Below are 23,347 nucleotides of genomic sequence, written 5' to 3'. Positions count from 1 at the left end.
TGAAAGCTTCAGGAGAGGTTCGGAGGCCCGCGCGCCGGGAGCGGCGCCGCGGTGGCCGCGGCAAGGCGCGCGGCGGGAATCGGCTGGACCACGCGGCCCAGCGGGAGGGGAAGGTCGAAAGCGGCCACGGCCATGGCCGGCGGCGGTGCGCCGGTCAGCACGCACAGCGGGCAGTCCATGTGCGAGGCGCCCATTTCCTGCGCGCCGTCCTCGGTGTGCACCACCACCTTGATGGAGCCGGCGCTGGAGCACACCAGCTCCATGGCCTGCGGATGCACGATGGGCGAGGCCACCGCCACGCCCAGGGACAGCATGAACCACATGAGCACCCAACGGCCGACCTGGCCGATACGGCCGAGGAAGGGGGTGTGGGGGCGCTGCAGGTGCATGGCGGTCGCGATTATCTGCGCACTTTGCCCTTGGGAGCCGCTGCGGCCGCCTTGGCCGGGGCTTTCGCACCCTTGGGCGCCGGTGCGGCCTTCGAGGATTTCGCGCCGTTCGCCCCCTTGGCGGCCGGCGCGCCTTTTTGAGCTTTCTGGACTTTCTGCCCCTTCTGGCCCTTGACCGCCTTGCCCCCGCGCACCGCCCGGGGCGCCGGCTCGGGCGCCGAGAGCGCCGGCATCGGCACCGCCGTCTGCGCCTGCGCGCTCGTGAGCACCGGCGTCACGGTGAAGCCGCGCTTGGCCATCAGCGCCGGCAGGCCCTGCGCGCCGATCATGTGCAGCGCCCCGACCGCGGCGAACACGCCCTTGCCGCCGGCATGCATGCGCTCGATGCCGTCGGCCAGCCCCGGGTTGCGGTCGTCCAGCAGGCGCTTCATGAGCCGCTGCTCGGCGGGGGTGCGAAGGCAGTCGCACCAGTCGGCATAGCGGGCGAGCTTGTCGGCGTCGCTGCGCGCCCAGACGTCGGCCAGCTCCTTCATCTGCCCGCGCAGCTTGCCCGACTCCAGTTCGTCCAGCGCCGCATCGACCTGCTCGGTTTCTTCCGCCTCGGAATCGCCGGTCAGCGCCTTCACCTGGTCGGCCGCGTTCTCCAGCGCGAAGATCGGTTTGTTGCCGTTGCGGGCCGACACCGCCATCGTCTCGTCGACGCCGAATTCGGGATACAGCCCGTCGGCGCGCGCCACCAGGCCGGCCAGCGCCGACACCTGCAGGATGGGCTGCAGCTTCGCCGTGGCGCCCGGCGGCACGCAGGCCTCGGCGTTCTGGCGGTCGAGCCGGCGTGCGCGCTCGCCGCTGAGCATGCGCGAGAGCAGCGCCGGATCGGCCGGCTGGCCCATCACGCGGGCGGTGGCTTCGTCGCGCGCATCGATTTCCAGCGCGAGCGCGTCGCTCTGCGCCAGTGCCTTCTGCACGGTGGGGCCGGGCCGCACCCATTCGGCGCGGCCGATGTGGATGGTTCCGTAGAGCCAGGAGGTGCGCCCGTCGCGCTCGATGCGCCAGAGCATTCCGCGGTCGACGCCGTTGCGCACGCCCGAGCCCAGCTTGGCGAGGCTGGCGATGGCCGAGGGCGGGCAATCGGCCGCGTGCGCCGCGACCGCGAAGACGCAGAGGGCGCCGGCCAGAACCCGGCGCGCAAGGCGCCCAGGGGTCGATGAATCGGTGGTGCGCTTCAGCGCGGCGAGGATCCGGCGTATCCGCAAGGCCTGCTCCAGGATGAAAGAAAGTCCGGCATTCTCACAGCACCGCTGCCCATAATCCGAAACCATGCAGAGCATCTTCCACCTTGCCTTTCACGTGCGTGACCTTGACGGTGCGCGCCGCTTCTACGGCGACGTCCTGGGCTGCGCCGAGGGCCGCAGCACCGACACCTGGGTCGATTTCGATTTCTTCGGCCACCAGATCTCACTGCACCTGGGCGAGCCCTTCGCCACCGCGCGCACCGGCCGCGTCGGCGACGTGATGGTCCCGATGCCGCACTTCGGCCTCGCGCTGGCCCTGCCCGACTGGCAGGCGCTGGCCAGGCGGCTGGAAGCCGCGAACACCGATTTCGTGCTCGAACCCCAGGTGCGCTTCGAAGGCCAGCCGGGCGAGCAGTGGACGATGTTCTTCTGCGACCCCTTCGGCAATCCGATCGAGATCAAGGGCTTGCGTTCCCTGGCCACCCTCTACGACAAGTAAAGCCAAGTGAGCCAGCGCAGGGCCGCCCCAAGCAGGCTCGCGCCCCCTTCGGGGGGCAGCGAGGACACGAAGTGCCGAGCGTGGGGGCCCTCATGAGCTACACCTTCGCATCGGCCACGGTGTTGCTGCTGCTGATCACCGATCCGCTGGGCAACATCCCGATCTTTGCCAATGCCCTGAAGGGCGTGGCGCCCGAGCGGCGCACCCGGGTGATCGTGCGCGAGGTGCTGATCGCCTTCGCGCTGCTGCTGGGCTTCATGTTCGTGGGCGACGGGTTCCTCCGGGTGATGGGGCTGTCGGGCCTCTCGCTGCAGATCGCGGGCGGGGTGGTGATGTTCCTGATCGCGCTGCGCATGATCTTTCCGCCGGAGCATGGCGCCGTGCCCGTCGCGGCACCGACCGAAGAGCCGCTGATCGTGCCCCTGGCCGTGCCCGCGCTGGCCGGCCCCTCGGCGCTGGCCACGGTGATGCTGCTGGTGTCGCAGGCGCCCGAGCGGCGCCTGGAGTGGGTGGCCGCGCTCAGCGTCACCATGGCCGTGTGCGCCATCGTGCTGGTGCTGGCCGAGCGCATCCAGCGGCTGGTCGGCGAGCGCCTGGTGCTGGCCTTCGAGCGGCTGATGGGCCTCATCCTGGTGGCCGTGTCGGTCGAGATGATGATCCGCGGCGTCAAGCTGCTCGCATCGGAAATGGGGAGGTAGCCGTCCACATGCCTTTCTTCGCAGAGCCCCACCTGGCGGCCCGGATCTTCCGGCTCACGCTGACCACCCTCGTCCCGCTGCCGCTCTTCTTCGGCGCGAGCGCCGCCCAGGCGGTGCAGGTCTGCGAACTCAACGGCCAGAGCGTGAGCCCCTCCAACGGCAGCACCACGGCCGGCAAGACCGGCCTCATGCACTGCAAGGACGGCGCGACCGGCGAGCTCCAGCGCGAGCAGCAGGTGCAGAACGGCGTCTTCATGGGCCTGGTGCGCTTCTACGAGAAGGGCAAGCTCGCGCGCGAGCACACCATCAACGCCAAGGGCAACATGCAGGGCCGCGCCCGCGAGTTCTCGCCCGCCGGCCAGGTGCTGCGCGAAGCCGTCTACGACGATGGCCAGGAGCGCGGCCTGGTGCGCAGCTTCTACCCCGGCGGCCAGCTGCGGCGCGCCACTTTCTACCCCGACACCGGCGCCGGCCCCGAGCGCGCCTTTGTCGAATTCACCGAGCGCGGCCAGATGTCGATGCTGCGCTGCGGCGAGGCGCCGGTGCTGGCGCCGGTGGCCGACGACGCGAAGCTGTGCGGCTTCACGAACAGCGGCGCATCGCAGCTCGACCTGTTCGACGCGCGCGGCACGCTGCGCTCGCGGGTGTCGTACCTTGCGGGCAAGCGCATCCGCAGCCAGGAGTTCTACGACAACGGCAAGCCCTCGACGCTGGACGAGACCATCGGCAACCAGCGCACCGAGCGCAGCTTTTCGTCCGAGGGCGTCAAGCGGCGCGAGACCGTGTGGCTGCTGGTCGAGCGCACCGCCATCCGGCAGCGCGAGCAGGAGTTTTCCGAAAAAGGAGGCGTGGTGCGCGACCAGCGCTGGACGCCTGCGGGCGAGCCGCTGCGCGACGACAGCTTCTATCTGAACGGCCAGCCGCGCAGCAAGGCGGTGTACAGCGGCACCGGCACCGCGCGCACGGTCGAGGTCACCGAGTTCTACGACAGCGGCCAGCGCGCCGCGCAGGGCCGCTACCTCGCGCCGGGCCGCAACCGCCAGGTGCCCATCGGCACGCACCAGCGCTTCAGCGAAAAGGGAACGCTGCTGGCCGAATCGAACTTCGATGCCAAGGGCCGCGTGACGCGCGAGCGCGCATGGGACGAGAACGGCGATCTGCAGCGCGACGACGAAGTCTTCGAAGACGGCTCGCGAAAAGCCTTCACTCAATAAGTTGGCTCGCCCCCAGGCTGCGCGCACTTCGTGTCGCTTCGCCAACCCCCTGCCGGGGGCAACACCTGCGGCCCGGCGAAGCCGGTTCCGCGGTGTTTCCCGAACCATCGGGTGCAGCCCGGAGGGCTGCTGCCGGGGTCAGTCCAGCTTGATGCCGGCCTGCTTGATGATCGGTCCCCAGCGCTTCGATTCCGCGCGCGACAGCGCCGCGAACTGCGCCGGCGTGCCGGGCATCGCTTCCATGCCGAAATCGTCGAAGCGCTTCTGCACGGCCGGCGTGCCGAAGGCCTTGTTCAGGTCGCCGTTGAGCTTGCTCACCACCGCGGGCGAGAGGCCGGCCGGGCCGAGGATGCCCTGGAACGCGAACACCTCGGTGTTGGGCACGCCCACTTCGGCCAGCGTCGGCACGTTGGGCAGCAGCTTGGAGCGCGCGCCTGTGCCGATGGCCAGTACGCGCACCTTGTTGCTCTGCATGATCCCCAGGCCCGAAGCCAGGTCCAGGAACATGCAGGGCACCTGCCCGCCCATCACGTCGGCCATCGCGGGCGCGGCGCCGCGGTACGGAATGTGGGTGATGAAGGTGCCGGTGCGCACCTTGAACATTTCCATCGCCAGGTGGTGCGGCGAGCCGTTGCCGGGCGAGGCGTAGTTGACCTTGCCGGGGTTGGCCTTCACGTAGGCCAGGAACTCCTTGAAGTTCTTGGCCGGGAAGTCCGGGTGCACCACCAGCGCGAGCGGAAACTTGCCGATGGCGCCGATGTAGGTGAAGTCTTTCTCGGGGTTGAACGGCAGCTTGCTGAACAGGTGCTCGTTGAAGGCCAGCACGGCGTTGTCGGCCGAGAGGATCGTGTAGCCGTCGGGCTTGCTCTTGGCCACGATGTCCGCGCCGATGTTGGTCGAGGCGCCGGGGCGGTTGTCCACCACGATCTGCTGGCCCAGCGTCTGGCGCATGGCCTCGGCCAACACGCGCGCGATCACGTCGGTGCCGCCGCCCGCCGGGTACGGCACGACCCACTTGACGAGTTGCGCGGGGTACTCCTGCGCGTGGGCGAAGGGCGAGGCGGCCACGGCGGCGCCGGATGCGAGCGTGGCGAGAAGGGTGCGGCGATCCATGGATCAGTCTCCTGGTTGTAATTGGGTTGCGGAAAGCGATGGTACGGGCAGCGCACGCAGCGCGCCGGCGAGCGCGGCGCGGCAGCGCGCCTCGTCGCCGACCTGCTCGAACAGCAGCAGCGCCAGGCGTGCGAGGAACAGCGATTCGCGCTCGGCGCCCGCCTCGGTGATGGCGCGCGCGCACTCGGCGTAGAGCCGGTCGCGGGCGTCGGGGTCAAGTGAAGGTGCGGTGCTCATACGGCGACGGGCTCCAGTGAAACGGCGGCGCGCACGAGCGCGCTGTGCAGGGCGCCGCGTGGCATGCGGTGCCAGCGCGCGGCCACGTGGCCGTCGGGGCGCAGCAGGTAGACGGCGCCGTCGCGGGCGCCGAGGGCTTCGAAGATGGCGGGACCGGCGTGCCCGTCGGCGCCATCGATGCCCGGGGCTGCGATGGTGCGGACGGCGAAGGGCAACGCGCCTTGCTGCGCCTGCTTCACATCGTCTTCGGGCAACGGCGCTGCATCTGCATCCGGCCGCAGCACCAGCAGCGTGAAGACCGGCGCGATCAGGTCAGTGAGGTGGCCTTGTTCGAGTTGCTGCTCGGGCATCGCTTCGCCCGGCAGCGGGCCTGCGGACAGCGCATCGCCATCGCTGGACAACGGCGACTGCGCATAGCGCACCGCCTGCGTCTGCCGTGGATTGATCAGTTGCGCGATGCCCCGGTGTTCTTCGGACAGCGACAACGCCGCCTCGCGCAGCAGGTCGAAGCCGCGCGAAGGCGGCGACATGAACTCGGTACTGCGCATCGCGTTCTCTGCATTCACATGAAAGGCCGCAATGCGCTCCTGCGAGTACGAATCCAGCAGCGCCGCATCCGACACGCCGCGTGCCACCAGCGCCAGCTTCCATGCGAGGTTGTCTGCGTCGTCGAACCCCGAGTTGAGCCCGCGCACGCCGAAGATCGGCATCGCATGCGCCGCGTTGCCCGCGAACACGACGCGGCCGTGGCGATAGCTCTCCAGCGTCATCGCGCCGGCGCGATACACCGAAGTCCACACCGTCTTCCACGACAGGTGCCCTTCGCCGATCGCATCGAGATGGCGCTGCACGAACTCGGCGACGGCCGCGGGCTGCAGCGCCTCTTCGGTGCTCTGGCCCACGCGCAGCTGGTAGTCGATGCGCCAGATGTCGTCGGGCTGGCGGTGCATCAGCACGGTCGAGCCGGGGTTCCACGGCGGGTCGAACCATGCGCGGCGCTCGGTCGGATGGTCGCTGTGCAGCTCGATGTCGATGATCACGTAGCGGCCTTCGTAGCCCGTGCCTTCGAGCGCGAGCGCAAGGGCCTTGCGCACGAAGCTCTGGCCGCCGTCGCAGGCGGCCAGCCATTGGCCCTGCAGGCGGTAGCTGCCCTGGGCGTTGCGCACGTCCAGCGTCACGCCGTCATCGGTTTGCGCGATGCCGGTGAGCTCGGTGCCCCAGCGGATGTCGATGAGCCCCGGCGTCGCCTCGTTGCGGCGGAAGATTTCCTCGAGCAGGTAGTGCTCGGCGTAGTACTGCTCCAGGTTGATCATCGGCGGCAGCTTCTGCTGCGCGTCGTGCGGCATCTCGAAACGGAACACCTCGGCCGTCTTGTAGTAGCTGCGCCCGCCGGTCCATGGCAGGCCCTTGGCCATGAACGAATGGCGCACGCCGAGCCGCTCCATGATCTCCAGGCTGCGCCGCGAGATGCAGGCCGCGCGGCTGCCGACGCACACGGTGTCGTCGGCTTCGAGGATCACGCAACGCACGCCGTGGTTGGCGAGACCCAGCGCGAGCGCCATGCCGACCGGCCCGCCGCCCGCGATCACGACCGGATGGCGGCCGGGCTCGATGCCCTCGGCCTCCAGCGGCGGCGTCCAGGCCTTGTAGCGCGTGTAGTGGAAGGCGCCGACCGAGGGCGGCAGTTCGGTCGCGCTCGCGGCCGGCGGCACGGGACCGCTCGCAGCATCGGCGGCAGCGGCGGCAACAACGGTGGGGTTCGTCATGCAACGGGATTGTCCCGATGCACGGCGGCTGCCAATGTCATAACTTCGTATGAAGTAATTACCCTCGATTCACCTGAACGCATGAGACGCTGGCGCATCCACCCCACCGACGCCGCGCTGGCAGCGGCCGTCGTCGGCGATGTGCTCTCCGGCGTGGGCACGCCGCACCTGGCCACGAGCTATCTGAAGGCGATGCAGCGCGTGATGCCGGTCACCTTCTGCACCGTGTTCGCGGTGGGCAGCACGGGCCGCATCGAGGCGGTGTCGGCCGCCAGCAGCTACGGCAGCACGGCCGAGCGCACCACCGAGCGCTATGTGGAACAGCGCTTCGACCTGCTCGACCCCAACATGGCATGGCTCGCGGCCCGCAAGCTGCCGCAGCGCGCGCAGCTCTGGCTGGGGCACCAGCGCGCCGAAGAGGTGGCCGACCCGGCCTACCGCGCCGCCTGCTACGGCGATGTCGGCATCCGCGAACGGGCCTCGGTGCTGTTGCTGCTGCCCACCGGCCAGCGCGTGGCGGTGAGCTTCTACCGCAGCCTCGCGCAGCCGGAATTCGATGCGGGCGACTTCGCGCGCATCGAGGCGCATGCAACGCTCTTGGCCGACGCCACCGCGGCACATGGCCGCAGCGCCATGGCGGTGCAGGAATCCGCGGCACCCGCCCTCGCTTCGCGTCTGCTGACGCTGAGCCTGCGCGAGCGCGAAGTCATCGGCCACCTGATGGCGGGCAAGACCGCCAAGGAAGCCGCGCGTGCGCTCGGCGTGGAGCTGACCACCGTGCGCACGCACCAGTACCGGGCCTTCCGGCGGCTGGGCATTCGTTCGCAGAAGGAGCTGCTGCTGCGCGCCACGGCAGACGCGTAGCGCGCACTTTCTCTCTCTGCTTACTTGGCGGCGTCCAGGCGCTTCTGCATGCGCGCCGAGCGATCGGCCGACGGCGGATGCGAGCTCATGATCGAGCTGCCGGTGGCGCCGCCGCTGAGCTTGGCCAGCTTGTCGAAGGCGCTGACCAGGCCCTTGCGCTCGAGCTTGCGCTCGGCCAACAGGTCGAAGGAGTAGTTGTCGGCCGCGCTTTCGTTCGCTTGCGAGAACTGCGCATTGACGAACTTCTCGCCCCGATCGCCGGCCTGCGACTGCGACAGTTGGGCCGCGACCCCGCCGGCGGCGCCGGCCAGTCCGCGCACGGCCGAGGCGGCGTAGGCGGTCTGCATGCGCGACTTCGAGTGGCCCAGCGCCACGTGGCCGATCTCGTGGCCGATCACGCCACGCAGTTCGTCGTCGTTCATCAGGTCCATCAGGCCGCTGTAGACGCGGATGCAGCCGTTGGCCATGGCCCAGGCATTCACGTCCTTGGTCATGTAGACCTTGTAGTTGGCCATCTTGCCGTTGACGGTGGTGGGCATCTGCTTGATGACCTGGTTCAGGCGCGTGGCGTAGCGGCTGCCGGCGGGCGCGATCTGGTTCTTCTGGTCCATCGCGGTGCACGACTGGTCGGACATCGTGCTGACCTCGGCGTCGCTCAGCGACATGGCCTTGAAGGCCGAACCGCCCACCTGGGTGAGCGCGCCGGTATCGGCGTTCTTCATGGTTTCGCAACCGACAAGGGCGAAGGCCGCGACAGCGGCGGCAATAGGCAAATAACGCATGGAAACTCCCATTTTTTCTTGGTATGAATGGCGGCCGCGGAGCGCAGCCGCCGGACGCGCTGCCCGGCGCGCGATGAAGACGCGTCAGGGCAGCCGCTGGATCATAGCCATGGCAGAACGGGCCGGCCGACACCGGCCGGGCAGTGGCATGCGCGGCACGCGACGTATTGCCGCCCTGCCCTCAGTCTTCGGCTGCGTCCTCGGCCTGCGGCTTCACCAACGACGCCGGCGCCTCCTTCGGCCGCCCGTTCGTCGAGACAATTTCCTGGTCGATCGCACCGAACAGCGAGCGCCCGTCCAGCCCCTTCATCTCGATGCGGATCGTGTCGCCGAACTTCATGAACTCGGTGACGGGCGCGCCCGCCTGGATCGTCTCGATGCAGCGCTTCTCGGCGATGCACGAATAGCCCTTGGGCCAGTCGAGCTGGCCGTCCTTCTTCTCCACGCCCTTGTTGCTCACCGTACCGCTGCCCACGATGCTGCCGGCGCGCACGTTGCGCGTCTTGGCGATATGGGCGATGAGCTGGCCGAAGTGAAAAGTCATTTCCGGGCCGGCGTCGCACATGCCGACCTTGCGGCCGTTCCAGCTGCTTTGCAGCGTGAGGTGCACGCGGCCGTCCTGCCAGGCCTCGCCGATCTCGTCCAGCGTCACGGCCACGGGGCTGAAGGCGGTGGCGGGCTTGCTCTGGAAGAAGCCGAAGCCCTTGGCCAGCTCGGCCGGGATCAGGTTGCGCAGGCTCACGTCGTTGGCCAGCATGACCAGGCGGATGCCGTCCAGCGCCTGGTCGGGCGTGGCGCCCATCTTCACGTCGCCGGTGACGACGGCGATCTCGGCCTCGAAGTCGATGCCCATGGCTTCGCTGGGCACGATCACGTCGTCCACCGGGCCGAGGAAGTCGTCGCTGCCGCCCTGGTACATCAGCGGGTCGCTGTAGAAGCTCTCGGGCACCTCGGCGTTGCGGGCCTTGCGCACCAGCTCGACGTGATTGATGTAGGCCGAGCCGTCGGCCCACTGGTAGGCGCGCGGCAGCGGCGCCATGCACATCGCGGGGTCGAAGGGGAACGAATGGCGCGCGCGGCCGGTGTTGACGGCGTCGTACAGGTCCTGCAGCTGCGGGCTCATGAAGCCCCAGTCGTCCAGCACCTGCTGCAGCCGGCTCGCGATGCCGGTGGCGTAGTGGGCGAGCGTGAGGTCGCGCGAGACAACGACGAGCTGGCCGTCGCGCGAGCCGTCCTTCAGGGTGGCGAGTTTCATGATGCGGTGCGTGATGAAGGACACGGCGCGGACACGAAGGCCGGGCGCCGCTCCCACTAAACTGGTTGAACGGGCGGCAGTGTACCGAGATGGTCTTGCCGAACCTCCGTGCAAACGCCCACTCCACACCTGATGTCGACGCTCGTCGCCCCCCCTTCACGGTCTTCGCTGCCTTCGCCGTCCACGGGCCTGCCCGGGCGTCCGTCCTGGCGGGTGCTGGCCGGGCTGACGCTGGCGGTCGCGCTGGTCCACCTCCTGGTGCTCGGGGTAGCGCCGATGGCGGTCGGGCCGGAGCCCTCGCCGCTGGCGAACAAGTTCATCACCCGGACGATCGTGATCGCACCGCCCGCGGCGGACAAGCCTGCGGCGCCGGCTCCTGCCGCCGCGCCGATCGAGGCCAAGCCGGCGGCGCCGGCCAAGCCCCGGCGCCCGCGCGCCCCCACGCCGCCCTCGCCGCCCAAACCCAAGCTCTATCCCGAACCGGATGCGTCCGGGCAACCCTCTCCGGAAACGCCCGACCTGACGGCACAGGCTGCTACCGATTCAGGAGCAACGCCACCCGAAGCGCCCGCCAGCGCACCGGCAGCGGCAGCGGCCGCACCGGCCCCCGGTGGCACGGAAAGCGGCACCCCTGGCGGCACGACGGCGGCCGGCAGCCAAGCCTCGGGCACCATCGCCGGCACCCAGGCGCTGCGGATTCCGGGCTCCGTCACCCTCGATTTCCAGGCCACGGGCCAGACCGGGGCCTCCCCCCAGAGCGGCGTGTTCGGCGAACTGGTCTGGCTGCAGGACGGCAGCCGCTACGACGGGCGGCTCACGCTCAAGGCGGTGTTCTTCACCCTGCTGAACTGGCACAGCACCGGCAAGATCGGTCCCTCCGGCCTGGAGCCCGAGCGCTATTCCGAGAGCCGCAAGGCCGAGGTGGCCTCGCATTTCGCGCGCGACCAGGGGCAGATCGTCTTCAGCAACCAGGCACCCAGCGTGCCCCTGCAGCCCGGCGCGCAGGACCGCATGAGCGTCATGATGCAGCTGGGCGGCCTGCTGGCCGCCAGTCCAGACCGCTATCCGGCGGGCACCCGTATTTCGGTCCAGACCGTGGGGTCACGCGATGCCGAGGTTTGGGTTTTCATCGTAGGCGACGAGGAAAAACTGCAGCTTCCGGCCGGCGAATACACCGCACGTAAGCTCACCCGCACGCCCCGCAAGGACTTCGACCGGAAAGTGGAGCTCTGGCTGGCGCCGCAGTACGGCTACCTGCCCGTTCGCATCAAGCAAACCGAGGCAAACGGCGACTTTGCTGACGCCCAATTGCGCAAACCCCTACCCGAAGCACCCGCCAATTGAGGCAAAAAGTCTCATCGATTGACCGTCCGGCGACAACTGTTCTTGAAACTGGCGCGTTGATTGCTATCTAACCCGTTATGAACGCCATCGACATCCTCACAGGGCCCGCAATGAACATGCTTTACGACTCGGAGTCCTTCGTCGTCGTGCACGTGCAGCCGAATGACGGCGACGAGCCCGCCAAGCCCAATGTGCCCGTGCTGGAGCGCCACGGTTTCGAAATCGTGGACAAGCGTTCGGGCAAGGAGGTGTACCTCGACGGTTCCTGGGCCGAACTGTTCCAGCAGCAGATCGCCGCCTGGCAGCTCAACACCCCCACGCAGGAAGAGGTCGAGGACACCCTGGAGGGCTACGCCGAACTGGCCCACACCCCCGTGCTGGTGCACTGAACACCCGGTCACCCCCAGCAAAAAGCGCCCCGCGGGGCGCTTTTTTCATGGGGCACCGGCTTGGCGCCGGTAGATCCACCGGAACATCGGCCCGACCAGCAACAACACCGCCACCAGCCGGCACACCTGGAACGCCGTCACCACCGGCACCCCGAGCTGCAGCACCTTGGCCGTGATCGCCATCTCGGCGATGCCGCCGGGCGAGGTGCTCAGGAGCATCGTGGCCGGATGCAGCCCGGTCGCCCACGCCAGGAGCCACGCCACCCCGCCGCACAGCACCAGCATGACGAGAGTGCCCAGCGCCACCGAGCCCAGCCAGCGCGGCGCCGTGTGCAGGAACTCGCGGCTGAAGCGCACGCCCAGGCTCACCGCGATCACCAACTGCGCCGCGTTCGACATCCACGTGGGCACCGCCGACAGCGACTGCCCGGCGATCGTGAACCCCATCGCCACCAGCAGCGGCCCGATGAACCACGGGTTGGTGCGGCCCAGCGCGCGCATCGCCAGGCCGCCGGCGCCCGTGGCCAGCGCGAGCAGCGCCAGCCCGACCGCGTTCACCTCGCGCACGCCCGGCGGGTTGATCTCCAGGCCCTGCAGCCCGCTCCACTGCATCGCGAACGGGATCGTCACCGTCACCACCACCAGCCGCAGGCTGTGCGCGGCCGCCACGAGATCCGTGCGGGCGCCGGCCGATTCGGCCAGCAGCGTCATCTCCGAGGCGCCGCCGATCGCGCCGGCAAAGTAAGTCGTGGCTCTCATGGAGCGCGGCGGCACATGCGGCATCCGCGCAGCGTGCAGCCCGTGCAGCCAGCGCCCGAAGCCCCAGCCCAGCAGCAGCGCCCAGGCGATCGCCAGCGCAATCGCCCACCAGACGCTGGCCACCAGCGACACCACATGCGGCGTGAAGTAGAGGCCGAGCGCGATGCCGATGGTCCACTGCCCCGCGTTGCGCAGCGGTGTGGAACTGGCGGTGGGCGCACCCGCGATCGAGGCGAGCGACACCGCCAGCAGCGGGCCGATCATCCAGGGCAGCGGCGTGTGGAGGGCCAGGCAGGCGCCCGCGGCGGCGAGTGCAAGCAGCAGCGTGGCCAGCACGCGAACAAGAAAACGGGAGCGCACGGAAGGGGAAAAAGACAGGAAAAAGGGACAGCGAAAAGCGGATTTGGATGGCAAGGCACGAGGGCCCCGCGCGCATAGTATGGCCCGATGCCTCTTCAACGCTGGCCCGCGCGGGCACCCCGGTTCCTGCTTCCGCTCCTGGCCGCGGCCGCATTGGCGGCCTGCTCTTCCTCCTCCATTTCCTCCCTCTTTCCGCCCGGCCCCGATGCGCCCGTCGCCAACCGCGTCTCGGCCCTGCTGCCGGTGGACGCGCTGCTGCTCGGCGAACAGCACGATGCCCCCGAGCACCACACGATCGAGCGCGAGACCGTCGAGGCATTGGCCGCGCGGGGTGCGCTGGCCGCGCTGGCGCTCGAGATGGCCGAGGAAGGCCGCAGCACCGCCCACGTCGCCAACACCGCGACCGAGGGCCAGGTGCAAGCCGCGCTCGGCTGGAACGACAAGGCCTGGCCCTGGGCCAGCTACGGCCCCGCCGTGATGGTCGCCGTGCGTGCCGGCGTGCCGGTGATCGGCGCCAACCTGCCGCGTGCGCGCATGAGGGACGCGATGGCCGATGTGTCGCTCGACGTGCAGCTCAACGGCGAGGCCTACACCGCGCAGCAGGACGCCGTGCGCGAAGGCCACTGCAAGCTGCTGCCCGAGTCGCAGATCATCCCGATGACGCGCATCCAGGTGGGCCGCGACCGCGCGATGGCGCAGGCCATCGTCAAGGCCCGGCAGCCGGGCAAGACGGTGCTGCTGATCGCCGGCTCAGGCCACGCGGTGCGCACGCTCGGCGTGCCGCAGCACCTGCCGGACGACGTGAAGGTCACCTCGGTGCGCCTCCTGGCGGCGTCGGCGAACGAGGTCGAGGCGGGCGAATTCGACAAGGTCTGGCAGACCCCGCCGCTGCCCGAGAAGGACTACTGCGCCGAACTCCGGCGCCCGGCCAAGGCGGCACCGGCCGCCTCCTGAGCGGGCGCACCATGAAAAAAGCCGCGGGCCCGAAGGCACGCGGCTTTTTCTGCTTTCAGGCCAGGCGCAGGTTCAGCGCGCCGCGATCGACGACACCGACGAATTGCCGGTGGCGGACGCCGTGATCTGGTTGCCCGTGGCGCGCAGCGCGCTGTTGGGCACCGAGCCCGTCACGCCGACCCCGAAGTTCACGCTCGTCACCGTGGCCGTCACCGCGCCGGTGTTGACCTGGTAGCTGCCGATGGCCGCGCTCGGCGGCGCGCCGTTCAGCGCGGTCTGCGTGATGCGGTTGGTCGCGCTGTTGCCCGAGGCCTGCGCCGCCAACGTGTTGCCGGTCACGCCGACCGAACCGCCCGAGACGCCCACCGCCGTCGTCGAGTTGAGTGCCACCTGGTAGCTGGTGCCCACGCTGGATGCCGTCACGGCGCCGGTGTTGGTCTGGCTGTTCAGGATCGCCGCGCTCGCGCCCACGTTGAGCGCGAACGGCGTTCCCACCTGGCTGACCGTGCCCGTGGCCGCGGCCGGTCCGTAGCCGCTGCCCGCGGCGGAGTCCAGCGTGTTGGTCGCCGAATTGCCGCGCGCGAGGGCAGCGGTGGTGTTGCCGTCCAGCGAGATGCTGCCGGCGTTCAGCGGCGTCGCGGTACCACCCAGCGTCACGGTTGCCAGCGTGCTGGCCGTCGCCGTCGCGGCGGCGCTGCTGCTCTGCGAATTGACGATGCCGGTGCTGGCCCCCTGCACGGCGCTGCCGGCCACCGACGCGCTGTTGACCGCGCGGTTGGCCGAAGCCTCGGCGATGGTCGTGTTGCCGGCGATGCCGAGCGAGCCGTTCAGCAAGGCCCTCGCACCGGGCGTGTTGTCGTCGTTGCGCAGCGTCGTGGTCGCGGTGCTGCTCACCGACGTCGAGGCGCCCTGGCGGCTCGACAGCACGTAGTCGCCCAGTGCCCCCGTGTTGCCCGGCGCACCGATCTCGGCCAGCGTCGCAGTGCCGCTCGCGCCCGCGGCGCCGGTGTTGGTGGCGTTCACGCTCAACGTGTTGGTCACGTCGTTGATCACGCCCAGCGCCGTGTTGCTGTTGCGCGAGAGGTCGATCGTCGAGCCCGTCGAGCCGACCGGCGCGAACAGCGTCGAGGTCGACGATGCCGTCACCGCCGCGCCGCCGACCTGTACCGACTGCAGGGCCGAGCGTGCCGCCACGTTGGTGCCCGCCAGACTCACGCTGTTGAGCGCGGTGTTGCCCACGGCCCTGGCGCTTTGCTGGTTGTCGGACACGCTCAGCATCGTCGCGCCAATGACCGCGTTCGGCGTGGTGTCGATGCCGATGGTGCCGGTCACGGTCGAGGAGACCGCACCGGTGCCCACCTGCACGTTCAGCAGCGCGTGATCGGCCGATACGCCCGCCGATGCGGGCAGGACCGTTGCAGCCGCCGCGATGGGGACGGCCGCGTTGGCGCTGACCGTGTTGCCCTTCACCTCCAGGCTGTTGACCGCGGAGTTGCCGGTGGCCGCGCCGCTCGTGATGTTGCCATCGAGCGCGACCTGGCTGGCGGTGAACGCGAGCGGGCCGCTCAGCGCCAGGCGCACCGTGCCAGTGGCCGTGGCCGTCACCGCGGCGCTGCTGTCCTGCGTGTTCAGCACGCCCGTGCGGCTCGTCTGCTGCGCGCCGCTCGTGAGCGTGCTGGCGTTCGACGCCCGGTTCGCGGTCGCCTCCGAGGAGGTCTTGTTGCCCGACGCATCGAAGCTGCTGCCGATCAGTCCCAGGGTGGGCACCGTGCGGTCGTCGTTCAGGATCGTCGTGGTGGCGCTGCTGGAGACCAGGTTCGCCGCCGTCTGGCGGTTCACCAGCAGCTGGTCGCCCAGCGCCGCCGTGTTGCCGGGCAGCGCGCCCTGCACCAGCACCGCCGGTCCGGCCAAGCCGGCGGCGTTGTCGCCCTTGACGCTCACCGTGTTCGACACATCGTTGATCCGTGCCTGCGCGGTGTTGCTGTTGCCCGAGATGGCGGTCGATCCGCCGGTGACGGCCGCCGGCGCGAACGCCTGCATGTCCGACTGCGCACGCACCTGGGCGAAGCTCGCCTGCGTGGATTGCAGCGCCGCGCGGGCCGTCGTGCTGGTGCCCGCCAGCGCCAGGCTGTTGGTGGCCGTGTTGCCGGTGGCCTTGGCCGCCTGCTCGTTGTCCGACACGCTCAGCTGCGACGTGGCGATGAGGGCGATGGGCTGCGTGTCGATGCCCAAGCTGCTGTCCGCCCGCGCTGAAATGACGTTCGGGCCGGTCACGAACTGCGCGTTCGACAGCGCATGGTCCGCCGTCACGTTGGCCGCCGTGGGGCCGGTGGTCGCCAGTGCGAACGGCAGGTTGCTGCCCGAGGCGATGGCCGTGCCCTTCACGTCGATGCTGCTGGCGGCTTCGTTGCCGGTGGCCGCGCTCTGGATCTCGTTGCCGTCGACCGAGATCTTCGAGCCCACGACGATCAGCCCGGCTACGGCCACCTGCGCGCCGCCCTGGCCGCCCAGGCCGACGCGCGAGGTCACGTCGGCGCTGGTGATCTGCGCGTTCTGCACCGCGCTCGTGGTCGCGACGTTCACCGCGTCGATGGCCACGCCGTTGACCGCGCTGTTGCTCGTGGCCGAGGCGCTGCCCGTGTTGCCGTTGGCCTGCACCGACGAATTGAGCAGCGTGAGGCCGCCGATCTGCGTGCGCACTTCAGGCCCGCCGCGTTCGGCCAGCACCGTGCCCTGGCCGCTCTGCGCGTTCTGCACGCTGAACGAGGCGTTGGTGGTCAGCACGCCCGCCGCCGACAGGTCGGCGCCGGACACGGCAGCGCCGGCCGTGTTGATGTTGGTGCCCTTGACGGCGACCGTGTTGCCGGTCGCGCGGCTGCCGTAGGCCAGGGTCTCGGCCGAGTTGTCGTTGGACGTGACGCTCGCGTTGTTCAGGGTGCCGCCCACGATGGTGCGCACCGCCGTGCCGCCAGCCGCGATGGCCTCGATGCGCGTGTTCCCGCCGCCCACGGCCTGCGTGTTGGTCACGTTGGCCACCGAGGCGAAGCCGCCGCTGTTCAGGTTGTTCACGTCCAGCTTCACGCCGTTGGCGGCATCGTTGCCGTAGGCCGCGCCCACGTAGGCGTTGCGGTCGTTGCCCACGGTGCCGCCCGAGACGTTGCCGCTCACGGCCACGCCGAAGCTGTCGGCGCCCGTGGTGGTGGCGCTCACGTTGGCCAGCAGCGACTGGTCGTTGAGCACGCCGTAGGCGGCCGTGACGACCGGCTGCGTCGCCAGTGCGTTGTTGAACGGCCGCGGGTTGGCCAGGTCGATCGTCACCTTGGAGGCGACGGCCGCGCCGGGCGCGGCGGCCACGTCGTTGGCCTTCACGTTCACCGCGTTGGACACCGCGTTGCCGTAGGCGACGGAGCGCTGGATGTTGTCGGCCAGCGCCACGGTGCTGTCGGTGACGACGTTGCCGTTCACCAGGATCTGCGCCTGCGCATTCGACAGGGCCGCGCCCACGAAGGAATTGGCGTCGCCCATCTGCACGCTCGCGATGCCCGCGCCGGTGCCCACCGAATTGCCGGTGAGGGACAGCGAGTTGCCCGCGCTGCTGCCCACCGCCACCGACTCCTGCCGGTTCGAGGTGAGCGACAGCGCGCTCTTGGACACCGGCACCGCGCCGGTGTTGGCGATGAGCAGGATCTGCGAGCCGGGCGTGAGCAGCGGCGCGCCGTTGTAGGCGGCCACGGTGCTGTCGTAGTTGCCCTGCAGGTTGGTGATCGTGACGGCGCCGGTCGCCGACACGCGGCCGTCGGCGCTCGCGCCGCCGGTCAGCACGACAGGCGCGCTGCCGGTCGCCACGTCGCTCGCCTGGATCGCCTGGCTCTGGCTGATCTGGTTGCCCTGCGCGGTCGCGGCGCTGCGGTTGCCCGACACGGCGATCACGCCGGCCGCTCCGCCGCCCACGCCGTCACCGGCCAGCACGCCGATCACCGAGGGGTTCACCTTCGCCTGCAGCAGGATCTGGTTGTTGGCCTGCTGGTTGGATTCGGCGGCGGTGCCGGCGAACGATGCGGCCGTGGTGCCGGTGGCGATGCCGCTGGAGGCGGTGTTGCCGGTCACCGCGGCGGTGACGCTGTTGTCCTGCAGGTTGACGGTGCCGCCTGCGAGCGACTGCACGACCGCAGTCACCTGCGCGCCCGTGGTCAGCGCGCTCACCGCGCTGGCGCCGCCGGCGCCCAGGTTGCCCTGGCTGTTGACGATGGCCAGGTCGCTGCTCACGTTGGTGACCACGCCCGCGCCTGCATGCGTGCTGTTGTTGGCGGGCGCCGCGCCGGTGCCGGCGACCGACACGTCGCCCACGAGGATGCGGTTGCCTGCCGTGCCGGCCGCGGCACCGGTCGCTTCATTGCCCGTGGCCGCGCTGGAGATGCTGTTGTCCTTGACGGTCAGCGTGCCTTGCAGCGCGTTGGTCACGCCCGCGCCGACGCCCTGGATGGTGGCCGCGATGACCGAGTTCTGGTTGAGCGCCGTGTGCGCGGCCGCAAGGATGCCGTTGCCGTTCGCCTGCAGGTTCGACACCACCGCGGAGCCCGCAAAGCTGGGCGCGCCGCCCGACTGGATCTCGGCCGTGTTGTTGGCGCTGTTGCCCCTGAACGTGGCCGAGGCCGCGTTGCGCTCGAGCGAGGCCGATGCCGCCTTGGTGACCGCGCTGTTGCTGCCCGAAGTGAGTTGCAGGGCGAAGGTGTTGTCCTGCACGGTCGCCGACGAGCTGGCGCCCGCGGCCACCTGCATCGAGGTCACGACCACGTTGCCCGTGGCGTCGAACACCGGCCCGCCGACCGGGTAGATCAGCGTGGCGGTACCCGAGAACACGGGGCCCGGCGCGGCCTTGCCCGTGACCAGCGTGGTGCCGCTGTTGACGGTGGTGTCCGCCGAGATGGTGTTGTCCGCGTTCATCACGCTGCCGGTCTGGAAGGTGTTCGACTGCACCCGCGTCGCGCTGTTCTGGACCTTGCTGGTGATGGTGCCCGTGTTGACCGAGACGCCGAGCGCGGCATCGCTGCCCAGCGGGATCACGGGACCGGTCTCGCCGAGCTTGTTCGAGGCGATGTTGCCCGTCGCGCTCGCGCCGATCAGGTTGCCGTTGGTGACCTGGGTCACGGGCGCGGGGTTCATCGCGGAGCCGGTGGAGGTGGTGCCCACCGTGGCATTCGTGACCTGCGCATTCACGGCGCCGGAATTGTTCTGCGGCACGGCGGCGGTCAGGCCACCGGTGGCCGAGCCGCCGAAGCCCGGCGCCGGACCGACGACGGTCTCGGCGGCGTGCGCCCCGCTGCTGGCGATCAGCGCCATCGCAACGGCCGAGCCGATGCTGCTGCGGCTGAAGAGGGGCGCGCGCGCGGCGCGGCTCTGGGTCTTGCGTGTTTTCATGACGTGATTCCTCAAGGGATGGAGAACGCTCTGGAACGGAAAGGTGTGACTTGGAAAAAGGCGGGCGGGGGCAAGGCTCAGTCGCCCTTGCCGGCGCCTTCGGTGGGCGCATCGACCGCGCCGCTCACCACGGGGCTGCCCACGCGCAGCTTGGCGATCTCCTGCAGGCCGGGCCCGTCGCGGTGGATCGAGGTGTCGGCCGCGTCGGGGCGCCATGTGACGGTGATGGCGCCCGGCGCAACGCCGCGGTTGGCCAGCGCCGAGGTGACGGCGGCGATGCGCTGGTCGGTGAGCTCGTCGCGCTTGCGGGCATCCCAGTTCTCGGTGTCGCGCGCGACCAGCACGATGTCGGTCGTGCCCTTCTTGGCAGCGCCGGCGATCTGGTCGATCTGCGCGAGCGAGCTGCCGCCGAGCGCGGTGGCGCCGAAGTCGAACGACACCTGCGTCGCGTTGCCCGTAAGGCGCGAGCCGCCCTGGCCCGCGGCGTTGACGGCCACGCCGCCCTGCGCCACCGGCGAGGCGATCGCCGCGCCGCCCATGCTGGCGTCCACCGGGTTGTCGACCTTGCGCAGCTCGGCGGCGGGCACCAGCGGGATCTGTTCGCCGCCGCCCGGGCGCAGCGTCATGCAGGGCCGGTGGTCGACCTGCGTGACGGCCGCCATGAGCCGCACCACGCCCTCCTCGAGCGCGGCGCGCACGCCCATCTGCACCGGCTCCTGGCCCTTGGCGCCGATGTCCACGTCGTACAGCTTGCTGCCGAAGAAGCGGAACACGTTCAGGCCCACTTCGTAGCCGTTGAACTGCTTGGTGAGGCTCACCGTGCGCACCACCATCAGCGTCTTGGTATCGACGATGCGCAGGTCCACGCCCACCGACTGGCTGAAGGTGCGCGCCTTCACGCCCACCTGGTTCACGCCGAACTCGACGCCGCCGGAGTTGATGTTGTAGTTGAGCTCGGTGATGCCGCCGACGATGAAGTAGTCGGACTTGTTGATCGTGCCGCCGAAGTACGGCAGCCACGGCACGGCCTGCCCGCCGTTGGGGCCGGCCAGCTGGTGGTTCCTGCCGTCGCCCAGCTGGCGGCGGTCGGCGTAGGCCAGCTCGCGCTCGGCGATCACCGGATCGAAGCGTTCCGCGATGCTCACCGCGCCGCCCAGCTTGCCGAGCGCCGAATAGACCATCAGCGCGCCGCCCTGCGTGATCGCGTTGCCTTCGTTGATGCTGTACTTGCCCGTGTAGTCCTTGACGTCGCCCACGCCGATGACCACCGGCGGACGCCGCGTGGAAGCGACGTGGTCGGCGAAGCAGGCGAGCACCGGCTCCATCGGCGTCACGTTGTCGCGCACGGCCGGGCCGAGCACCACGGGTGCTTCGTTGGGCGCAAACCGCTGCTGCGGCGCGGAGACGCAGCCGGCCAGCGCCAGTGCGGCGGCCATGAGCGTCAGGGTGGAAGTGATGTGCATGTCGCGCGCCCCGTTCAATTGAGCACGCCGAACGCGCACGCCGAGCTGCCGGCGACGCTCGCGGTCTGGGCGCCGGTGTTGCCCTGGTTCGAGTTGAGCGCCTGGTTGGCCGCGCCCTGCACTTGCGCGCTGGTGCCGCCGACGACGCCCGAAGCGACCGGGCCGCTGTTCGCCTGCGAGGTGCCGACCGTCGCGCCGCCGGTCGTGCCGACGGCCGTGCGGCTGTCGTTGCCCGAAGCGCCCGACGTCGCACCCGCGGTGCTCGGCGAATTGGCGACCGTGCTGTTGTTGCCGTCGTTGCCGGTCGAGTTCGCCGCAACGTTGCAGTTGTACTGGCGCCCGATGTTGTTGGTCGTGTTGTAGACCGGCGCCGCGTAGTAGCCGCTCTTCTGCTTGCGGATCATGTCCTGGATGGCGGCCTGGTTGACCTTGTCGGTGCTCGTCTGGAACTGCCACGCGGCGTTCTCGCCGACGTTGTTCGCCAGGGCCGGCAGCCCGATGCATGCAACGGCCAGGTACAGCGAAAGCGCGGGCAGGCGCCTGCTTGGGTTGCGGCCGGCACGCGCGGTGCCGGCGGGGGGAGATACGCGTCGCATGGCTCTTGTTCCCTTCTCGGAAGTGCACTTGTGAATTCGAAAGTGCTATGTTTTCCGGAGGGGATGCTAGGGATGGGAAGCCGCGGGCGGTATACCGGATACCGGTAGAAATGACCCGCGCAAACCATCGAGAGGCGAGCGGCCAGACAGCGCGCGACGCGCCTTTCCTACATGACGCACGCGTGTGCGCGCATAGCCTGAAGGCTCGATCGACCCCTGGAGCCACACCGATGAAGCTGATGCCCCAGCTGGCCTTCAACGGGCTTTGCCAGCAAGCCTTCGAGACCTACCGCGACATCCTGCGCGGCGAGATCACGACCCTCCACACCTTCGACGATGCGAGGGACCTGCCGCCCGGCTCGACCGCATCGGCACCGGGCAAGGTCCGGTTCGCGGAGTTGCGCGCGGGCGCGTTCTCGCTGCTGGGCAACGACGTGCCCGCCGACGAGTTCGAACCGATGCGCGGCTTCAACGTCGCGCTGCACCTGCAGAGCGTGGCCGAGGCCGAGCGCATCTTCGGCGCGCTGGCCGAGGGCGGCGAGGTCTCGACGCCGCTCACGCGCGTGGCCTGGGCCCCGCGCTTCGGCATGGTCACCGACCGGTTCGGAACGCCCTGGCTCATCCTCGCGCTGGAGGAATGAGCCGCTGCGTTGGTTGCGTCAGGCGTGCTTCCTGATCGAATCGGCCAGCGTGTTGACCAGCGTGTCGATGTGCGACTTCTCCACGATGTAGGGCGGCGCCATCACCAGCACGTCGCCCGCGGGCCGCACCAGCGCGCCCTTGTGGAAGCAGTCCAGGAAGATGTCGAAGGCGCGCTTGCCCGGCGTGCCCGCGATGGGCGCGAGCTCCACCGCTGCGGCCAGGCCCAGGCTTCGGATGCTGATCACGTTCGGCAGTCCCTTGAACGCGCTGTGGAACGCATCGCCCAGCACCTTGCCCATCTCGCCGGCGCGGGCGAAGAGGTCCTCTTCCTTGAAGAGATCGAGCGTGGCGATGGCCGCGGCGCAGGCCACCGGGTGGCCCGAGTAGGTGTAGCCGTGGAAGAACTCGACCACGTGCTCGGGCGCGTCGGTCTTCATCATCGCGTCGTAGAGCTTGTCGCGGCAGATCACGCCGCCCAGCGGAATCACGCCGTTGGTCACGCACTTGGCGAAGTTCAGCATGTCGGGCACCACGCCGAAATAGTCCGACGCGAAGTTGGTGCCCATGCGGCCGAAACCGGTGATGACCTCGTCGAAGATCAGGAGGATGCCGTGCTTGTCGCAGATCTCGCGCAGGCGCTTCAGGTACCCCTTGGGCGGCAGGTACCAGCCGGCCGAACCGGCCACCGGCTCCACGATGATCGCGGCGACGTTGCTCGGATCGTGCAGCGGCAGGATGCGCGTCTCGAGCTCGACCAGCGGGTCTTCGGCCCACACCGGCTCCTCGTTGTGGATGTAGGCGTGGTTCACCGGATCGTGGATGAAGCGCATGTGGTCCACGCGCGGGAGGAACGCCGAGCCGAACACCTTGCGGTTGCCCGGGATGCCGCCCACCGACATGCCGCCGAAGCCCACGCCGTGGTAGCCCTTCTCGCGGCCGATGAACACGTTGCGATGGCCTTCGCCGCGTGCGCGGTGGTAGGCCAGCGCCACCTTCATCGAGGTGTCGGCCGCCTCGCTGCCCGAGTTGCAGAACAGCACCTTGTTGAGATCACCCGGGGCGAGCGCGGCGATCATCTCGGCCGCGCGGAAGGCCTTGTCGTTGCTCACCTGGAAGGCGGTGGCGTAGTCGAGCGTATCGAGCTGCGTCTTGATGGCCTCGTTGATGGGTTTCCGGTTATGGCCCGCGCCCACGCACCAGAGGGAGGAGACGCCGTCGATCACCTTCTTGCCGTCGTGCGTGGTGAACTCCATGCCGTCGGCCGCCACGAAGACGCGCGGGTCTTTCTGGAAATGGCGGTTGGGGGTGAAGGGCAGCCACTGGTTGCCCATGTTGAAGTCCTGGTAGGCCATGTCTCGCTCCTGCGGTTATCT

General features: G+C 69.7%; 20 protein-coding genes. 8 read left to right on the top strand and 12 right to left on the bottom strand.

Translation table 11 applies throughout. The features are described from left to right. Positions 1-8: 8 nt before the first annotated feature. The gene (locus BM133_RS33205) at positions 9-389 is read right to left on the bottom strand and encodes a DUF2946 family protein (protein ID WP_093443610.1); all 381 of its coding nucleotides are present in this window, start codon (positions 387-389) and stop codon (positions 9-11) included. 11 nt (positions 390-400) lie between these two features. Then, a complete protein-coding gene (locus tag BM133_RS33200; RefSeq protein WP_256219435.1) occupies positions 401-1,642 on the bottom strand; it encodes a TraB/GumN family protein in 1,242 nt (413 codons plus the stop codon). Between the two features lie 64 nt (positions 1,643-1,706). On the opposite strand from BM133_RS33200, the gene BM133_RS33195 reads away from it, so the two are divergent. The 3 genes from BM133_RS33195 (at position 1,707) to BM133_RS33185 (ending at position 4,032) form a co-directional block, all read left to right on the top strand. Beyond that, a complete protein-coding gene (locus BM133_RS33195; protein WP_093443608.1) occupies positions 1,707-2,120 on the top strand; it encodes a VOC family protein in 414 nt (137 codons plus the stop codon). Between the two features lie 92 nt (positions 2,121-2,212). Further along, the gene (locus tag BM133_RS33190; protein ID WP_093443642.1) at positions 2,213-2,818 is read left to right on the top strand and encodes a MarC family protein; all 606 of its coding nucleotides are present in this window, start codon (positions 2,213-2,215) and stop codon (positions 2,816-2,818) included. A gap of 8 nt (positions 2,819-2,826) precedes the next feature. Continuing rightward, entirely contained in the window at positions 2,827-4,032 is a 1,206-nt protein-coding gene (locus BM133_RS33185) for a toxin-antitoxin system YwqK family antitoxin (protein ID WP_093443606.1), read from the top strand. Positions 4,033-4,170: 138 nt separating this feature from the next. Here the strand turns inward: BM133_RS33185 and BM133_RS33180 are convergent, their stop codons facing one another. Genes BM133_RS33180 through BM133_RS33170 form a run of 3 tightly spaced genes read right to left on the bottom strand, consistent with a single transcriptional unit; the run spans position 4,171 to position 7,148 of the window. Continuing rightward, positions 4,171-5,145: a Bug family tripartite tricarboxylate transporter substrate binding protein gene (locus BM133_RS33180; RefSeq protein ID WP_093443604.1), complete on the bottom strand. Its 975-nt coding sequence runs from the start codon at positions 5,143-5,145 to the stop codon at positions 4,171-4,173. A 3-nt stretch (positions 5,146-5,148) separates the two neighbouring features. Then, positions 5,149-5,382: a hypothetical protein gene (locus BM133_RS33175; protein WP_093443602.1), complete on the bottom strand. Its 234-nt coding sequence runs from the start codon at positions 5,380-5,382 to the stop codon at positions 5,149-5,151. Continuing rightward, entirely contained in the window at positions 5,379-7,148 is a 1,770-nt protein-coding gene (locus tag BM133_RS33170) for an FAD-dependent monooxygenase (RefSeq protein WP_093443600.1), read from the bottom strand. The genes BM133_RS33175 and BM133_RS33170 overlap by 4 nt, the downstream gene beginning before the upstream one ends. A gap of 81 nt (positions 7,149-7,229) precedes the next feature. Here BM133_RS33170 and BM133_RS33165 point away from each other — a divergent pair, with 81 nt between their 5' ends. After that, positions 7,230-8,012 (top strand): helix-turn-helix transcriptional regulator, encoded by a 783-nt coding sequence (locus BM133_RS33165; protein WP_093443598.1) that lies wholly within the window; start codon positions 7,230-7,232, stop codon positions 8,010-8,012. Between the two features lie 20 nt (positions 8,013-8,032). Here BM133_RS33165 and BM133_RS33160 read toward each other — a convergent pair whose 3' ends face one another. Together BM133_RS33160 and BM133_RS33155 are read right to left on the bottom strand one after the other, a co-directional pair. Next, positions 8,033-8,794 carry a M48 family metalloprotease gene (locus BM133_RS33160; protein ID WP_093443596.1) on the bottom strand — a complete coding sequence of 254 codons (762 nt, stop codon included), beginning with the start codon at positions 8,792-8,794 and terminating at the stop codon, positions 8,033-8,035. A 181-nt stretch (positions 8,795-8,975) separates the two neighbouring features. After that, positions 8,976-10,049, bottom strand: a complete 1,074-nt coding sequence (locus tag BM133_RS33155) for a fumarylacetoacetate hydrolase family protein (RefSeq protein WP_093443640.1) — start codon at positions 10,047-10,049, stop codon at positions 8,976-8,978. Between the two features lie 108 nt (positions 10,050-10,157). Here BM133_RS33155 and BM133_RS33150 point away from each other — a divergent pair, with 108 nt between their 5' ends. Beyond that, positions 10,158-11,393, top strand: a complete 1,236-nt coding sequence (locus tag BM133_RS33150; RefSeq protein ID WP_256219434.1) for a DUF3108 domain-containing protein — start codon at positions 10,158-10,160, stop codon at positions 11,391-11,393. A gap of 110 nt (positions 11,394-11,503) precedes the next feature. Beyond that, complete coding sequence (locus BM133_RS33145) at positions 11,504-11,782, top strand: BTH_I0359 family protein (RefSeq protein ID WP_042577641.1); 279 nt, start codon at positions 11,504-11,506, stop codon at positions 11,780-11,782. A gap of 45 nt (positions 11,783-11,827) precedes the next feature. Here the strand turns inward: BM133_RS33145 and BM133_RS33140 are convergent, their stop codons facing one another. After that, positions 11,828-12,901 carry an AbrB family transcriptional regulator gene (locus tag BM133_RS33140; RefSeq protein WP_093443592.1) on the bottom strand — a complete coding sequence of 358 codons (1,074 nt, stop codon included), beginning with the start codon at positions 12,899-12,901 and terminating at the stop codon, positions 11,828-11,830. A gap of 87 nt (positions 12,902-12,988) precedes the next feature. Between BM133_RS33140 and BM133_RS33135 the strand changes: the two genes are divergently transcribed. Then, the gene (locus BM133_RS33135; RefSeq protein WP_093443590.1) at positions 12,989-13,855 is read left to right on the top strand and encodes a ChaN family lipoprotein; all 867 of its coding nucleotides are present in this window, start codon (positions 12,989-12,991) and stop codon (positions 13,853-13,855) included. Positions 13,856-13,927: 72 nt separating this feature from the next. Here the strand turns inward: BM133_RS33135 and BM133_RS33130 are convergent, their stop codons facing one another. From BM133_RS33130 to BM133_RS33120, 3 genes are all read right to left on the bottom strand, one after another. Next, entirely contained in the window at positions 13,928-19,273 is a 5,346-nt protein-coding gene (locus BM133_RS33130; RefSeq protein ID WP_093443588.1) for a beta strand repeat-containing protein, read from the bottom strand. Between the two features lie 77 nt (positions 19,274-19,350). Next, a complete protein-coding gene (locus BM133_RS33125) occupies positions 19,351-20,736 on the bottom strand; it encodes a CsgG/HfaB family protein (protein ID WP_093443638.1) in 1,386 nt (461 codons plus the stop codon). 14 nt (positions 20,737-20,750) lie between these two features. Next, the gene (locus tag BM133_RS33120; protein ID WP_256219433.1) at positions 20,751-21,332 is read right to left on the bottom strand and encodes a hypothetical protein; all 582 of its coding nucleotides are present in this window, start codon (positions 21,330-21,332) and stop codon (positions 20,751-20,753) included. 230 nt (positions 21,333-21,562) lie between these two features. Between BM133_RS33120 and BM133_RS35315 the strand changes: the two genes are divergently transcribed. Then, a complete protein-coding gene (locus tag BM133_RS35315) occupies positions 21,563-21,973 on the top strand; it encodes a VOC family protein (RefSeq protein WP_177225023.1) in 411 nt (136 codons plus the stop codon). Between the two features lie 18 nt (positions 21,974-21,991). Here the strand turns inward: BM133_RS35315 and BM133_RS33110 are convergent, their stop codons facing one another. Further along, positions 21,992-23,326: an omega-aminotransferase AptA gene (locus BM133_RS33110; protein ID WP_093443586.1), complete on the bottom strand. Its 1,335-nt coding sequence runs from the start codon at positions 23,324-23,326 to the stop codon at positions 21,992-21,994. Between the last annotated feature and the right edge of the window lie 21 nt (positions 23,327-23,347).

Origin of the sequence: Variovorax sp. 770b2 (assembly GCF_900115685.1) — a bacterium.
Lineage (GTDB): Bacteria > Pseudomonadota > Gammaproteobacteria > Burkholderiales > Burkholderiaceae_C > Variovorax.
The sequence above is the reverse complement of the archived record's forward strand: the minus strand, read 5'-3'. Positions and strand labels throughout refer to the sequence as shown.